Source organism: Aliiroseovarius sp. S1339, assembly GCF_023195695.1.
Classification (GTDB): Bacteria; Pseudomonadota; Alphaproteobacteria; order Rhodobacterales; family Rhodobacteraceae; genus Aliiroseovarius.
This window is the reverse complement of record NZ_JALPQG010000002.1, coordinates 344,675-360,350: the sequence shown is the minus strand read 5'-3', so window position 1 is coordinate 360,350 and position 15,676 is coordinate 344,675. Positions and strand designations below refer to the sequence as shown.

The 15,676-nt window shown below is 56.4% G+C and carries 14 protein-coding genes; 8 read left to right on the top strand and 6 right to left on the bottom strand.

The genetic code is table 11. The annotated features are described in order from the left end of the window. Positions 1–10 precede the first annotated feature (10 nt). Positions 11–1,102, bottom strand: coding sequence for an ABC transporter ATP-binding protein (locus MUY35_RS04735; RefSeq protein WP_248364281.1), 1,092 nt, complete (start codon positions 1,100–1,102; stop codon positions 11–13). Positions 1,103–1,124: 22 nt separating this feature from the next. Next, entirely contained in the window at positions 1,125–2,726 is a 1,602-nt protein-coding gene (gene glpD / locus MUY35_RS04730; RefSeq protein WP_248364280.1) for a glycerol-3-phosphate dehydrogenase, read from the bottom strand. Positions 2,727–2,998: 272 nt separating this feature from the next. Here glpD and MUY35_RS04725 point away from each other — a divergent pair, with 272 nt between their 5' ends. Next, entirely contained in the window at positions 2,999–3,757 is a 759-nt protein-coding gene (locus tag MUY35_RS04725; RefSeq protein WP_248364277.1) for a DeoR/GlpR family DNA-binding transcription regulator, read from the top strand. A 157-nt stretch (positions 3,758–3,914) separates the two neighbouring features. Here the strand turns inward: MUY35_RS04725 and MUY35_RS04720 are convergent, their stop codons facing one another. Further along, the gene (locus MUY35_RS04720; RefSeq protein WP_248364275.1) at positions 3,915–4,256 is read right to left on the bottom strand and encodes a RidA family protein; all 342 of its coding nucleotides are present in this window, start codon (positions 4,254–4,256) and stop codon (positions 3,915–3,917) included. A gap of 128 nt (positions 4,257–4,384) precedes the next feature. On the opposite strand from MUY35_RS04720, the gene MUY35_RS04715 reads away from it, so the two are divergent. From MUY35_RS04715 to MUY35_RS04685, 7 genes are all read left to right on the top strand, one after another. Beyond that, positions 4,385–5,275, top strand: a complete 891-nt coding sequence (locus tag MUY35_RS04715; RefSeq protein ID WP_248364273.1) for a LysR family transcriptional regulator — start codon at positions 4,385–4,387, stop codon at positions 5,273–5,275. Positions 5,276–5,385: 110 nt separating this feature from the next. Then, entirely contained in the window at positions 5,386–6,837 is a 1,452-nt protein-coding gene (locus tag MUY35_RS04710) for an aldehyde dehydrogenase family protein (RefSeq protein WP_248364271.1), read from the top strand. Next, positions 6,837–7,811: a membrane dipeptidase gene (locus tag MUY35_RS04705; RefSeq protein WP_248364316.1), complete on the top strand. Its 975-nt coding sequence runs from the start codon at positions 6,837–6,839 to the stop codon at positions 7,809–7,811. The genes MUY35_RS04710 and MUY35_RS04705 overlap by 1 nt, the downstream gene beginning before the upstream one ends. A gap of 68 nt (positions 7,812–7,879) precedes the next feature. After that, positions 7,880–9,526 carry a hypothetical protein gene (locus MUY35_RS04700; RefSeq protein ID WP_248364315.1) on the top strand — a complete coding sequence of 549 codons (1,647 nt, stop codon included), beginning with the start codon at positions 7,880–7,882 and terminating at the stop codon, positions 9,524–9,526. Continuing rightward, positions 9,523–10,173 (top strand): DUF3726 domain-containing protein, encoded by a 651-nt coding sequence (locus MUY35_RS04695; RefSeq protein WP_248364270.1) that lies wholly within the window; start codon positions 9,523–9,525, stop codon positions 10,171–10,173. Before MUY35_RS04700 ends, MUY35_RS04695 begins: the two co-directional genes overlap by 4 nt. An 87-nt stretch (positions 10,174–10,260) precedes the next feature. Beyond that, positions 10,261–12,075 (top strand): BCCT family transporter, encoded by a 1,815-nt coding sequence (locus MUY35_RS04690; protein WP_248364268.1) that lies wholly within the window; start codon positions 10,261–10,263, stop codon positions 12,073–12,075. Positions 12,076–12,256: 181 nt separating this feature from the next. Further along, positions 12,257–12,748 (top strand): GFA family protein, encoded by a 492-nt coding sequence (locus MUY35_RS04685; RefSeq protein WP_248364314.1) that lies wholly within the window; start codon positions 12,257–12,259, stop codon positions 12,746–12,748. Positions 12,749–13,003: 255 nt separating this feature from the next. Here MUY35_RS04685 and MUY35_RS04680 read toward each other — a convergent pair whose 3' ends face one another. The 3 genes from MUY35_RS04680 to MUY35_RS04670 are packed head-to-tail and all read right to left on the bottom strand — an operon-like array spanning position 13,004 to position 15,611. Further along, complete coding sequence (locus MUY35_RS04680; RefSeq protein ID WP_248364267.1) at positions 13,004–13,771, bottom strand: glycosyltransferase family 2 protein; 768 nt, start codon at positions 13,769–13,771, stop codon at positions 13,004–13,006. After that, on the bottom strand, positions 13,768–15,339 hold the full coding sequence (locus tag MUY35_RS04675; RefSeq protein WP_248364266.1) for a glycosyltransferase family 39 protein: 1,572 nt from the start codon (positions 15,337–15,339) through the stop codon (positions 13,768–13,770). Before MUY35_RS04675 ends, MUY35_RS04680 begins: the two co-directional genes overlap by 4 nt. Beyond that, positions 15,336–15,611, bottom strand: a complete 276-nt coding sequence (locus MUY35_RS04670) for a lipid-A-disaccharide synthase N-terminal domain-containing protein (protein ID WP_248364265.1) — start codon at positions 15,609–15,611, stop codon at positions 15,336–15,338. The genes MUY35_RS04675 and MUY35_RS04670 overlap by 4 nt, the downstream gene beginning before the upstream one ends. Positions 15,612–15,676: the final 65 nt, after the last annotated feature.

Below are 15,676 nucleotides of genomic sequence, written 5' to 3'. Positions count from 1 at the left end.
TTCCGTTCCCTCAGACTGCAGCAGCGTATGACGCAGGTGCGACAGACGTGCCGTCCTGCGCAAAGATATAAACATGGCTTTGATCGAGATAGACATTCAGCGCCGTGCCAATCTGCAAGTTCTTCACCCCATGAACCAAGCCGACCCAGTTTTCCCCGTGATGATCAAGGTGGATAAAGGTTTCAGAGCCGGTGATCTCGGTCACGTTCAGTTTTCCCGAAAAAGCCAGCGAATCTGCTGCTTGTTTTTCTAGCTTAAGGTGGTTGGGGCGGAAGCCTGCGACGTACGCTCCATCATCAAGGCCCGCGAAAGCACCGGACGTCGCCGTTGCTGTCTGGCCATCGCCAAAACGCAATTCATCGCCCGTCTTTTGGAAACTCAGAAAGTTTATCGGCGGATCAGAAAAGACCCGCGCGGTCGTCGCATCGACGGGCTTTCTGTAAACAATCGGAGTTTCGTCAAATTGGGTGATGCGACCTTCCCACATCGTGGCCGTATTGCCGCCGAGCAAAAGCGCCTCTTCCGGCTCAGTGGTCGCATAGACAAAGATTGACCCCGCTTCTTCAAAGATTTTCGGAATCTCGGCGCGCAGCTCTTCGCGCAGTTTATAGTCGAGGTTGGCCAATGGTTCGTCCAGCAAGACAAGGCCTGCATCTTTGACAAGTGCGCGCGCAAGGGCGCAGCGCTGCTGCTGGCCGCCCGACAATTCCAACGGTTTGCGATCAAGGAACGGCGAAAGTTTCATCAGGTCGGCTGCCTTCTTCACAGCCGCGTCGATCTGGTCTGCGGTTTGCCCCAACAGCCGCATTGGGCTGGCGATATTTTCGTAAACGGTCATAGACGGGTAGTTGATGAACTGTTGGTAAACCATGGCAACACCGCGATCTTGCACCCGCATTCCAGTCACGTCCTTGCCGCCCCAAATCACCTTTCCGGTATGGGGCACATCAAGACCCGCCATCAGGCGCATCAATGACGTCTTGCCCGAGGACGTAGGCCCAAGCAGCACATTCATCGTGCCTGATTGTAGCTCTAAATCAGTGGGGTAAATATGAGTCTGGCCATTCACGACCTTAGATACACCCTCTAGAACAAGTGACATTTCTCTCTCCCGTTTTCGCAGCTTACACTACGTTTGGCTTTGAAGACGAAGCAGGCGCTTTTGCCAGCCATGCGTCAAGCGCGTCAATTTCTTGGCCCGTAAGACGAAGGCCTAATTTTGAACGCCGCCAAACGATATCGTCCGCGGTGCGCGCAAATTCGTTTTCAACCAGCCAATTCACTTCCCGTTCGGTCAAATTATATCCAAAATTCTGACCAAGCTCCGCTTCGACCCCAGCGTCGCCAAGAACCTCAACCGCATCCAAACCATAGGCCTTGACCAATCGAGCCGTCCAGCGCTCGTCCAGAAATGGATATTGCGCTGCCAGCCGCTGCCGCAATGCTGCAACCCCATCCACGGGAAAGTCGCCGCCCGGCAAAGGAACGCCAGCGGTCCATTGCCCCCCCGTGGCTGGAAAGAATGGCGCGATTTTTTCCAAGGCGGTCTCAGCAAGCCTGCGATATGTCGTGATCTTGCCGCCAAAGACGTTGAGAATTGGCGCGCCTGCCGATTGGTCAACCTTCAAGACGTAATCGCGCGTTGCCGCCGTCGCCGAACTGGCACCATCATTGTAAAGCGGTCGCACGCCGGAATAGGTCCAAATGACATCATCGTTTGTGATGTCCTTTTTCAGATATTTTGACGCAAAATCAATAAGGTATGCTTGCTCTTCTGGCGTGCAAGTCGGTTTTTCATTAACATCCAGGTGGTCTGCGTCGGTGGTGCCAATCAGTGTAAAGTCAGTCTCGTAGGGGATCGTGAAGATAATCCGACCGTCTTCACCTTGGAAGAAATAACACTTGTCATGATCGTACAGCTTGCGCGTCACAATATGGCTGCCGCGCACAAGACGCACGCCTTCGGTTGAATTTATCCGCACCGTATTGCGAATGACGCTTTCAACCCAGGGCCCACCAGCATTCACCAACATACGTGCGCTGACAACACGTTGCTTGCCGCCATCCTTCGGCTCAAGCGTGACATTCCAGATACCGTCAATCTGCTTTGCCGACACGACTTTGGTGCGGACATTTATGCGCGCACCACGCGCTTGTGCGTCACGTGCATTCAGAACGACCAATCGGCTGTCTTCAATCCAGCAATCAGAATACTCGTAGGCCTTCTTGAAGCGGTCATCGAGCGGCGCGCCCTCGGGCCCGCCTTCCAGATCCAAAGAGGTGGTTCCTTTCAGAATTTTGCGCCCACCGAGATGGTCATAAAGAAACAGACCGAAGCGGATAAGCCATGCGGGACGTCGCCCTTTCATCCAAGGCATCACGACGCTCAGCAGCTTTGAGGTTGGGGTGTCGCCATCAAACCGCATGTCCTTGTGGTAAGGCAACACGAACCGCATCGGCCAGGATATGTGCGGCATCGCGCGCAAAAGCGTCTCGCGCTCGATCAACGCCTCACGAACAAGGCGAACTTCCCAATATTCAAGGTAACGTAAGCCGCCATGGAACAGCTTGGTGGATGCAGAGGATGTCGCCGACGCCAAATCGTTCATCTCGGCCAGCTCAACGCTCAGACCACGACCAACTGCGTCACGGGCGATACCGCATCCATTGATGCCGCCGCCAATGACAAAAAGGTCAACGATGTCGTGAGCTTCATGCTGCTTCACCAATGCCTCCCCGCATTCAGGTTTTATCGCAGCCTCCCAGCTTGCGACGTCGTGTAACCCTCTACTAAGCTCGATCACTAATCAAGAACGAGTGTTCGTTTATTTTCGTTATTGTGTAATTGGTTGATATTGCCGTGCTATTTCTTTCGGGATTTTAGCATTTGACCTACTTCCGGCCCTATTTAACGAATCGTCCCCTTGACGCTATGGCCGTATTGTTGATTGTCTAATGGCAGCAGAAAAGCTCGTTTTGCGGCCCAAGAGTGGAAGAGATGGTTACAAATTTCAGACAGATAGAAATACTCGATCTCGCACGCAAAGAAGGTAAAGTCACCGTAGCTGGCCTTGCAGAGCGGTATGATGTCACCGTGCAAACCATTCGGCGCGACCTGTCCGATCTGGCCGATAGCGGCAGGTTGGAACGGGTCCATGGCGGCGCGGTCGTCCCGTCCGGGGTTGTGAATATTCAATACGAAGAACGTCGGCGCCTGAACGAAGCAGGCAAAAAAGCGATTGCCGTGAAATGCGCGCAAGAAATTCCAGACGGAGCGTCCGTCTTCATGAATATCGGAACGACCACAGAAGCCGTGGCGCTTGAATTGCTTGATCACGAAAACCTACTCGTCGTGACCAACAACCTGAATATTGCAAACATTCTGGCTGCCAATCACAGTTGTGAAATTATCTTGGCAGGGGGTGTGCTGCGTCGGGCCGACGGCGGCATCGTCGGTGGTCTTACGGTTGAAATGGTGAAGCAATTCAAGTTCGACTATTCTGTGCTGGGCTGCTCTGCCATAGATGCAGATGGTGATTTGCTGGATTTCGACGGACAGGAAGTCATGGTCAGCAGCACCGCGATCAAGCGATCACGCAAAGTGATGGTCGTCGCAGACCGCCTTAAGTTCGAGCGCAAAGCGCCGCTCACGATCTGTTCGCTTGCGGATGTCACGATGCTGGTGACCGACAAAGGCCTGCCCGCAGATCTTATGGACAATTGCAATACTTGGGGCACCGAAGTGGTCGTCGTGTAAACGGAACTATAAGTCGGTCGGCGGCAGTGACATAAAAAGCCGCGCCATACGATCAATCCGCCGCAACTGATGGCCTGTTGATCTGCCGTCACTCGCGGGACATTTCGTTAACCTCTCTGATTTGGGACGAGGGTGGTCTTCTCAGCGTTCTTTGAACTCAGCCGTAGGCAGCATCGACAATAAATTCCACCTTCAGCTCAGCACGGGCCAGCTTGGCTTCGCCGCAAGCGCGTGCCGGTGCATGGCCGGTGGGCACCCAAGCGTTCCAAACTTCGTTCAACCCAGCAAAATCCTGCATGTCGGCAAGCCAGATGGTGACGCGCAGCATTTTTTCGCGCGATGATCCAGCTTGAAGCAACAGGGCGTCAATCTTTTCCAGACAAGCCTTTACCTGTTCTTGGATGGTGTCGCCTTCTGCAACTTGGCCGGTCAGATAGGCCACGCCGTTATACTTTACGATCTTGGACGAGCGTTCTCCGGTTTCAATACGTTCAATCATGGACTTCTCCTTAAGTTATGCCCGTTCGGCTCAGCAAGGCGGTGGCCTTGGTCAGGGCTGCTATATGGACAGGAGATGGAAATGAAGGCAAATATGATTTTATTTAATTGAATTCAGGTTTGCTGAAGATGGCCATAAAGATCGAAATGCTTAGATGCTTCACCATGGTCGCCCAACATGGAAGCCTGTCGAAGGCCGCCGATGCCCTTGGGCGCACGCCCTCTGCGGTTTCCATGATGCTTAAGCAACTTGAGGATCATGTCGGTTCTGCCCTGTTCGAGACGGCGCGAAAGTCGCGTCTGACCCCGATCGGCGCGCTTATCTACGCCGAAGCGCGCCGCGAAGTGGCCCATTTCGAGAACACAGTTTCGGTGATCGAAGGGTTGTCGCGATCTGAGCTGGGGTATCTGAGGTTGGCCGTCACACCGTCGGTGGCAAGCGCCATTTTGCCTCCGGTGATTTACGCGTTTATGCAGAAATACCCCAACATCCAGCTTGACCTGCGCGATATGGATTCCGTTTCGATCGCCCATGAAATGGCGCGTGAGCGGGCCGATATAGGGATCGGGACCCTGTCCCAGATTGACGGCATGCAACGGACCAAGCTGTTCAGCGACGCGTTCGGTGTGGTGTGTCGCAAGGATCATCCGCTTGCAGACAGATCGGATCAACTGACGTGGCACGACGTAGGCAACCATGTCCTGATCGCCAATGGTCTGTGTAAACTGATTACGGATCCTGATTTTGCCCCCGTTCTTGAAAAGTCACGCCTTATGGTGCCAAACTCTGCGTCCTTGCTGGGGCTGGTGCGTCAAGGCGTCGGCATCACCGTACTGCCGCGACTGGCGATCACGGGGCTGCAGGATGGCATCGTTTTCCTGCCCCTAGCTGATATGACTGCGCGGCGAACCGTGCATGTGGTGTCTCGGCCAATGAATGTCTTGATGCCCGCGGCGCAAGAATTCCTGAAGCTGATCAACGACATGGTGCGGGATGGGTCCTTGGCGTTTGACACCTAAATTCAGGAAGCCTGAATAAAATTACAATTTATTCTAAATGCCTGAATCACAGAGATGTAATAGCCTAGGCGTGCGCGCGGCCCTGCGTCGTATAGCCAAAAGGATACATCATGCAAAGCTTAAACAAGAATTTCATTGCGGGGGAGTGGGTCGCCGGCGGATCAGAGGTCGAGAACCGCAGCCCGTCTGATTTGAGCGATTTGATCGGCATGTATGCGCAAGCGACCCCCGACCAGTTAGAGGCAACACTGGATCAAGCGCGACGTGCGCAGGCAGAATGGGCCGCCTATGGGATCGAACGTAAATACAACGTGTTGATGGCAATCGGCACAGAAATGATGAACCGCGCCGAAGAACTAGGCACGTTGCTGGCGCGCGAAGAAGGCAAGCCTTTGGCCGAAGGCAAGGGCGAAGTGTACCGCGCGGGGCAGTTTTTCACATATTACGCAGCCGAAACACTGCGCCAGATGGGCGAGGCTGCAGATTCTGTGCGCGACGGGATCGAAATTGACGTGCGGCGCGAACCGGTTGGGGTCGTCGCTGTCATCTCGCCCTGGAATTTCCCGACGGCGACCGCGTCTTGGAAAATCGCGCCTGCGTTGTGCTATGGCAATGCGGTGGTTTGGAAGCCCGCAAATGTCACACCGGCCTCGGCTGTGGCGCTGGTTGAAATCATATCGCGCCAAGACATCCCCAAGGGCCTTGTCTCATTGGTGATGGGGGCAGGGCGCACCATTGGCCAGCGGCTGGTCGACAGCCCGAAGGTCAACGCGATCAGCTTCACTGGATCGGTGCCGGTGGGCAAAGGGATCGCCGCGTCTGCCATCCAGAACCTGACGCGTGTTCAGATGGAAATGGGCTCGAAGAACGCGCTGGCCGTGATGGATGATGCCGATCTGGAGCTTGCAGTATCTCTTGCCCTTGGCGGGGCATTTGGCGGATCGGGCCAGAAATGCACCGCCTCGTCGCGCCTTGTTGTGCACCAATCTGTGCATGACCAGTTTGTCGAAAAGCTGGTGGCAGGAGCCAAGGCCATGAAGGTGGGCCACGCCCTTGAGGCCGGAACACAGATGGGCCCGGTCGTGTCCGAGCAGCAGTTGGCGGAAAACCTCGCCTACGTTGATCTGGCCGCAACCGAAGGCGCAGAACTGCTGTGCGGTGGCGAGCGCTTAGAGATGCCGACCGAAGGCTACTATATGTCCCCTGGCGTCTTTGTCGGGACAAACAACAACATGCGGATCAATCGTGAAGAGATGTTTGCGCCCTTGGCCTGCGTCATCCCCGTGGCCAGTTATGATGAAGCACTGCACGTGGTGAATGACACCAATTTTGGCCTGACCGCAGGGATCGTGACCACCAACCTTGCCCGCGCCACGCATTTCCGCCGCAACGCGCAGTCAGGCTGCGTCATGGTTAACCTGCCGACGGCAGGCACCGATTATCACGTGCCGTTTGGCGGACGCGGCGACAGCTCTTATGGGCCGCGCGAACAGGGCAGGATGGCGGCAGAGTTCTATACGATTGTGAAGACGTCCTATATCGCATCGGGCACGCCCGCGTGATGCGGATCGACAACCTTCAATACGCCAACTGGTCGGAAAAGATCTTCCGTCAAATGCGCGAAGGCGGCGTCGATGCGGTGCATGTCACCATCGCGTATCATGAGAATTTTCGCGAGACGGTGCTGAAATTTGAACAGTGGAACCGCTGGTTCGAGCAGTATCCAGACCTGATTATGAAAGGCCAGTGGGCAAAAGATGTGGACGTCGCGCGCGACACCGACCGCACGGCCATATTCTTTGGTTTCCAAAATCCCAGCCCGATAGAGGATGACATTGGCTTGGTGGAAATCGTACACAGCCTTGGCGCGCGGTTTATGCAGCTGACCTATAACAACCAGTCATTACTTGCGACGGGCTGTTACGAGGCCGAAGACACCGGGATCACTCGGATGGGCCGTCAGGTGATCAAAGAAATGAACCGCGTCGGACTGGTTATCGACATGAGCCATTCTGCGGACCGGTCCACCATCCAAGCCGCCGATCTGTCTGAACGCCCGATCGCGATCACCCATGCCAATCCGTATGAATGGTCGCCTGCGTTGCGAAACAAGAAGGATGACGTCATTCGCGCCGTAACCGAAAACGGCGGTATGCTGGGGTTTTCGGTCTATCCCCATCACCTGAAGGACAAGTCTGACTGCACGCTGGACAGTTTTTGCGAAATGATTGCCCGGACAGCAGATAAATTTGGGGCAGAAAACTTCGGGATCGGGTCGGATCTGTGCCAGGATCACCCCGACAGTGTGGTCGAATGGATGCGCGTCGGGCGTTGGAGCAAAGAGATCGACTTTGGCGAGGGCTCTGCCGCAGCCCCCGGTTTTCCACCGATGCCGACGTGGTTCAAAGACAACCGCGATTTCGGAAACATCGAACGCGGTTTGCGCGCGACCGGTCTGAATGACGCAGAGGTGGCGGGCATCATGGGCGACAATTGGCACAAATTTTACGCGGAAAACTTCACACCAACAGGATAGGAGGGCAGAACGTGCAAGCAAGACCAGACGCAGCTAAGGCGATTGCCCTGCGCGACCCCGCACGGGTCATGCGGCTTGCGCGATTGGGGTCCTTTCACCAGTGCCGCCTGTCCTTCATGCGCATCCTGACCCGCCGGATGACGCGCGAAAACTGGACCTTCACACGCCCCGTCTTTGACATTGACGCGAACGGTGTTGGTCACGCAGTTTATTGCGCCCATACGCCTGACCGCACCTATTCTCTGGTTGCTTTTGCCCATGACCTGCCGGCCGAAAGCCGGTCCGACCGGGTCATTGCAGAAGCATGGGACAGCACGTTCACGCTGTTTGACGGCATCCCCACGGCGGAGGATATCGCGCGACTGCGTGACAACATCCCGTTGCAGGAAGCAGGCCGCGTGACCGAGACAGAGCTTTCGGTGTCACGTGCCAACCGCTCTGTCCGTCTGTGGAAACATGTCGTGTCCCGTCTTGCCGCTGGGCGCCAGCCCGACGTTGGTGAGCTTACGAAAGTCGGCTACCTGATGCGCACCACTGCCGTCTATGGCTCGGGCAAGTTGGGCGCGGCGGATCGTGAAATGATCGCATCCCGCCCCGAATGTGCAGCGCCGTTCCAGATCGAAATGCTGTCGGTCTTCCTGACGCGCGCTTATGTACGTGATCTGGCCCAGCACATGGCCAATAAGCGCGGGGGCGACAAAGCCGTAACGCTTGATCCGGACATTGCGCGCTGCATGGGTATAGGCAATTCAACGGGTCTTGGCATGGCACCGTTTCTGGTGAATCATCCGAACCTGATCAACAATTGGATTGCCGCCCGTGAAACTGCGATTGCCCGCGTTCGCAACGTCGCCTCGGCGTCGGCAAGCGAAGTTGGGGTGTTTCGCGATCTTCTTGCGCGCTCAACGCGGTCGGCTGACCTGTGGCAATCGGAACACCCAATCCAGATTGAAAAGCTGGCCGTGCTTCGCGCTGACCTGCAGAAACTGACCAAACATGTTGAGACGGCGGATTTTCAGTCCAACAGACCGTGGGACCGCCTGTTTTCCTGGGCAGAAGCAACCTTGGGGCTCGATGGGCAAGAGTGCCTCGCTTCACTAATGTTAGAGCCGTACGCCAATCTGGTGGACCCCTTGGCCGATCAGATGTCGGACGCGGACGCGGTGTCGTTTCGCATAAATGGCGCGATGACCTTGGCCCAATTGCGCCGGGTTTTAGAGCGAAATTACAGGTGGGCATTGGATACCGATTGGACCGCTCACGATAGATGCGCCCGGGTCTGGTATGTCTCGGAAGAGAAGTTAGAGCCGCGTCTGGGCGAGCGGTTTGAAGAACCCATTGCTGATTATGAACAACCGCTCGCTCCGGGTCGCGATGCGGCTGCATTATATGATGCGCTCAAGTCCTGGGACGGTGACGATCCTGTTGCCGCATTCTTACTGCCGCACTCAGAACATCGCCATATGGTCCGCCGCGCCCAAATCGTAGAACGCGCGCCTTACGCGGAAATCCGGGACAACACAATCGGCTCAGATCTGCTGCCTATCGACATGCTCCGGTGTAAATTGGCTTTCTTTGGTGCCACGCATTTTGACCCCAGATCGGATCGCTGGGTGCGCATTTGCTTGTTCGGGAATGCACCCTATCCGGAAGAGCTGCAATCGCGCGACGCCGACGATTGGCCCTATCCGCCGTTAGAACTGGCGCGATCATGAGCTATTCTCTGAACGAAATCGAGGCATTGGCAAAACGGGCGGCGCGCGGGGCAGGGCTGTCATGGGGGCTGTCAGAAGAGTCAGCAAAGGCCTGCCGCTGGCTGGCATCACATGACTTGCCCGGTGTCGCATTGCTTGCGGATGTTTTGACCCGAAATGATAAGGTACCATACAGCCATGTTGCCCCAGTCTCGCTTGACGGCATTTGGCAAGCGCCGTCCGGCACGCTTTGTCCGCTGGCAAGCGGTGCGGCGTTGAACGACTGCGCGGATCGGTTGTTGCCGGGGCAGGGCATCGAGATGTCTAATCTGACCAGCCCCTTGCTTATGGTGCCTTTCGCGGCTTGGGCAGCCCTTCACATAGGGGCGCCTGTCACCGTGTCTTGGTTGGATTCCCAAATCGTCACAGACGGGTACAAAATCTGGATTGACGACCCGAAATCCGAAATCGAGGTGAGCGCGGCAGTCGCACTGACCTGTTGCCGCGCAACCCACATGGATGATCGCGCAACCGCCCCAGCGCAGCGTGGCAGCGTGGACCAGCCCGCCTGGGCGCGTCTGGGCGTCTTTGCGCACCGCACCTATGCACCAGCAACGCCGCAATCTCGACGATTTGGGGCCGGGGCAGGAGCAACCGACAATGATTGACCAGAACCACCCAACACCTACTGCAATTGCGCCGACACGCAGCGGGACATCAAAAGCACGGCGTGCAACAATCAACAGGGGACACTTATGTCTATAAAATCAGCATTTACCGAGCTGGAGATCAAAAAGGCTCCAGGCGGTTTCTATGAAGGCTACAGCCTTCCCATCGCACTGATCAGCAAGGCGATCATGGTCGCACTGGTCATTTGGGCGCTTGTCTGGCCCGGCAATGCCAACAGCGTTTTGTCTGCTGTGAACGGATCGTTACTGAACGGGTTCAACAGCTTTTACATCATCTCGGTCGGGTTCTTTGCGTTCTTCCTGTTTGTCCTCGCGATTTTACCGGCGACTGGCAGCAAGAAGTTGGGAACTGCCGAAACCGTGCCTGAATTCTCAAACTTCTCATGGTTTTCCATGATGTTTGGGGCAGGTTTGGGCGTGGGCCTGATGGTTTTTGCAACCGCCGAGCCGTTGGGCCTGTGGGGGTCGAACCCCTTGGTGCTGTCGGGCGAAGTGGCTGCAAACTCTGAAGAGGCCGTGAAATCGGCTTACCGCTATACGTTCCTGCATTATGGATTTCACGCTTGGGCGATCTACGTTTTGACCGGTCTTTCCTTGGCCTATTACGCCTATACCCGTGAGATGCCGCTGACGATCCGGTCTGCGCTGACGCCGCTGTTGGGCAAGGCCGCGAATGGTCCGCTGGGGCACCTTGTGGACGTTCTTGGGGTTGTTGCGACAATCTTGGGTGTGTCTGTCACCATCGGGTTTGGTGTAAGTCAGTTCGTTGACGGTGTGTACGCCGTGTCCGGGATGAACTGGTTGATGAATGGCGAGGTTGAGGCTCCGAAGCCAAGCACGGTTGGGTTGCTGTCGGCCTTGATTGTGATCATGGCGCTTTCCATTCTATCGGCGGTGTCGGGCGTGGGTCGTGGGATCAAATATCTGTCAAACCTCAATCTGGTACTGTCCGTTATCCTTCTTCTGACGTTTGTGTTCTTTGGCTCGTTCTTCTTTGCCATGACCAAATTCGGGGCAGGGCTCGTAGATTACATCCTGCACTTCACCCAATTGTCATTTGGCGCCTATAGCCCGCAAACAGCCGACGCCTTTTCTTCGGTAATCCCGGAAGCCGCGAAAGCGCTGCCGGTTGAAGATATCAGCGCCATCTACGGGTCGGCCACATCACCTTGGGGATCGCTGGCTGGCTTCTCGGAAGGATTGCCAGCATCTGCGGCGGCCTTGGAAGCAGAAGATCTGTATGCCGCTGGCGAGCAGGGCCGTCAATTTGGCTGGCAGGCAGGTTGGACCACGTTCTACTGGGCTTGGTGGATCGCGTTCTCGCCTTTCGTTGGCTTGTTTCTTGCCCGTATTTCCAAAGGCCGAACTGTGCGGGAGTTCATCTTGGGCTGCGTGATTGCGCCCGCGATCGTTTGTTTTTTGTGGATGACCATCCTTGGCGGAACAGCCATTGATCTGGAACTGAACGGCAGCGCTGCCGGTTCCCTGATCGGAGCGACCAACACTGCCAAATTGTTTGCGACACTTGAGCAGATGATTTCGGGTGGTTTCCTGTCGGCGATTACCATCATGTGTGTGGTTCTGATCATGACGTTTCTGGTCACCTCGGCTGACTCCGGCATTTTGGTGATGAACACCATCATGTCCGGCGGCGAGCAGGAAACAGGCATCAAACACCGCATCATCTGGGGCCTGATCCTTACGGCTGTGATTGGGGCGCTGATCATTGCCGGCAACAGTGGCGCGGAGGCCAACCCGTTTGGGGCATTGCAAAATGCGATGATCATCGGAGCGCTGCCGTTCACGGTTGTCATGATGTTCATGATGATCTCGCTAACCAAAGCACTGTATCGCGATAGCATCAGGGCCAAGCAAGACTAGGCCTGGCCCACAACAGGCCGCGTTTCGTGCGCGGCCTGTTGAATTGTCCCTACCGGTAACGGCGTTCTTGCCGGAACTACCGCACATTCGGTTTCAGATTCGGACCGTCATCCGGGACTCCGCGAAATGGCTCACTGGCCGTTTTCCGGTCGAGAGCGTACCCTTTTTTGTGTTCCCAGCGATGATCTGCTTCGAGCCCTTATTAACATTGTCAGGCAATTTATGTTCATGCTATGTTCCTATTGAGGATGCAAACTCAATAGATTGGAAAAAACCCGTGAAAATCCCCGGAAGTTGCTGCTGTGGAGCGGTCAAGTTTGAGCTATCAGAAGAGCCATCATTCATTGGAACTTGTCATTGTTCGAGATGTCGGAAGGTTGGTGCGAGCACAATCGTATTTGTTAACAAGGCAAATCTGACTTGGCTGCAGGGAAAGGAGAAAGTTCGGGTTTTTGAAGCAACTAAGCCTTATATCTACAACCGATGCTTTTGCAAAATCTGCGGGAGTTCATTGGGCGAGATTCTGTCTAAGGAGGATAGCTTTCCCATAGCTGCGAACGCCCTCGACGGAGAAATTGATCTTAAAAACCGGTCCCATGAGTTTGTCGGCGAGAAACCGTCATGGTATGAAATCTGCGACGATGCTCCACAAAACGACAATCATCCGGAGTAACCTTGATTCAGAGAGATTTGCCCGCATTGCGGCCATCGGATACGCGAGAACGCCGCGCCAAGTGTGAATGACCACAACGCATCTGGCACAATCGCTGGGTTGCAAATGGTCAACTATGGTCTGACCTGTGGCGCGACCTTCCTGGGCGCGGCGGCGGCGGCGCGAACCGACTTCCCTGGCTCCTCCGCATGTCGCGTCGTCCACCGCGCCCCAGCGCGGTTATGGTGTTAGGTTAGCAGCGAAGGGCAGAGCCGATTAGGCTGATGGGTGCCCCCTCACTGTGTGATCGGAGGGCGCTTTGCCGGCATGTCGCGGCGGACCTGCGCGGCGGATTAGCCACGCGGCGCCCAACAGATCGGGAATGCCAACCAACGCGCGCCGCAGGTTGGAGTATTTCGACTGCCCCCCTTGGCGTGCCTGATGGGACACGGACACGGTCTGCACCTCCCAGCCCTCGCGTAGCATCATGGCGGGCATGAAGCGATGGATGTGATCGAACCATGGCAGATCGAAGTAAGCTTCGCGTCGGAAGGCTTTGAGACCGCAGCCTGAATCCCGCACACCATCGTGAAGCAGCGCCACGCGGATCGCGTTTGCCGCCCGTGATGCCCAGCGTTTCGCAGTTGTATCCTGACGGGTGACCCGTTGACCCTGCACAAGCCCCAGCGCCTCGCAGTCACTGGCCGCGAATGGGGCGAGCAGGTTGGGGATCTGATCGGGCGGGTTTTGTCCATCGCCATCCAGCGTCACGATGATCTTGCCACGCGCCGTGCGTACGCCTCGCCGGATCGAGGCCGATTGCCCAACGCTTTCGTCATTTTGCAGCCAGCTCAGCCAGTCATGCGTTGACGCCAGCCGCATAAGCGCATGATGGGTGCCGTCGGTTGAACCGTCATCAATCACGATGACCTCGAACGCCTTGTCATTCAGTATGCGGCCGACCTCTTCAACAAGAGGTGCGATGGCGACAACTTCGTCACGCGCCGGGATGACGACGCTGATTTCAGGGGTGGTTGGGGTCATGAGGAAGGCTCCGGAATTGGGGCATCGGCGACACGCCAGACGGCGTGTGGGACGTTGCGGAACAAGATTTCGCGATATGGCTGCCACATCGGGCCAACCTCATCGGGTCGACCGATGATCATGCCATCTGGCCTTTCAGCCTGCCATGCGGGTAGGGCCTCAGGGTCAATGATCTCGGCGACAGGAACGGTCAAGCGCCCGGCGAAATTGAATTCGGCGTTATATTGGCGACCGACATAGGCAATGCTATTGTCTTGATATGGCGCGACAATGGTTGCAATTTTATTCGTGTCGAAAACATCGTGGATCGCGCTGAGTCCGATCAGAATATTCAGCGACAGCACTGTGCCCATGGTCAGGATCACGCCACCGGGCAGACCGCCCCGATGCACCGCCAACCAACATACCGCCAGCATGAACAACCCCCAAGCCAACAGGTTTGTCGGGGGGGCCAGCAGTGGCGTGGCAGATCCAAGATCGACAAACCCGGCCCCGGCAAAAATTGCGGTTGCGGCGGCCAGCAGCAGTGGGACGGTGGCCAAGACCGGGCGAAAAGACACGCTATGGGTCAGTAATCTGGCCACGATCAATGCGACCGCTGGAAGTTCGGGGACGAGGTAGTGTACCTGTTTGCCGCTGATCAGGCTGAACAGCACCAGCGCCGACAGCGCCCAGATGGCGGCCAAACTCAGCCCAGCGTCCCGCCACTGGGCTTTGATCGCGGCTTTCCAAACGGCGGGCACAAAGCACCACGGGAATAGAAACAGAGGAAGTAGGGCCACAAACCACCACCAAGGGCGGGCATGGGCAAACGAGGCGCTGATGCGCCCCACGCTCTGCGTCCATAGGATTTCGTCGCGGTAATCTGGCCCACCCGTCACGATGGCAGGCACCAACCACAGAGCGATAACGCCAAGGGCCGTGGCAAGGGCGATACCCGCGCCCGACCACGTCGATTTCCACGATATATCGTGTCGTGTTCGCGCCCAGACGGGTGCCAGAAGGATTGCAGGACCAAGATGCACCAAAATCACCGGCCCTTTTGCCAGCACACCCATTGCCAGCGCGACGCCAACACCGGCCCACCAGCGACGGTCGTGGGTGTCGACCGCATTCACCAATGCCAGATATCCGGCCAGCGTAGCGGTCGCCAACAGGGCGTCAAACATGGTCAAGCCACCCGAGATGGCGAACAGGACCATGCCGGACAGCACCATCATGGCCCGCGACCCGATGTCTGTATCGTCGGGCCACAGCTTGCGGGCCAGACGCCCCGTCAGCACAATAGCAAGCACCGCGAAAAGCGGTCCCACCAAGCGCGCGGCAAATTCGGAAACCCCCGTGAACGCCCAAATGACGTTGATTGCCCAAAACAGCAGCGGTGGTTTATGTGTGTAGATGCCATAATTCTTCGTCGGGACGAAGTAGTCGCCGCTTTGCCACATTTCCCACGCCACAGCGACATAGCGGGTTTCGTCTATCGGCGTGAGCGGGCGCAGCAATGTTCCCGCCACCGCGATCAGGAAAAAGGCAAGCAGCGTCCAGCGCGCGGCAACGGGCGGTTTCATGACGTAACCTCGCCCTTGCGGCGTCTGATCAGGATCAGGTTGCGCACATAGACAAACAGACCCGTAGCCTGTCCAAGGATGAACACCGGGTCTTGGCGCCAGATGGCATATGATAACAGCGTCAGGCCGCCTGCCAGGCTGAACCACCAAAACGCCAGCGGAACCACACTTTCCCCCCTACGTTCACTGACAATCCACTGAACAAGAAATCTGGATGTGAAGAGCAACTGACCCAGAAACCCGATTCCGAGCCAAACAGAGCTTACCGACATGATTTTTCCAACGCTTGCCACCCGGCCCTAGTGCCGGAGTCGGGGTCATCTCATCCCTACCTTAC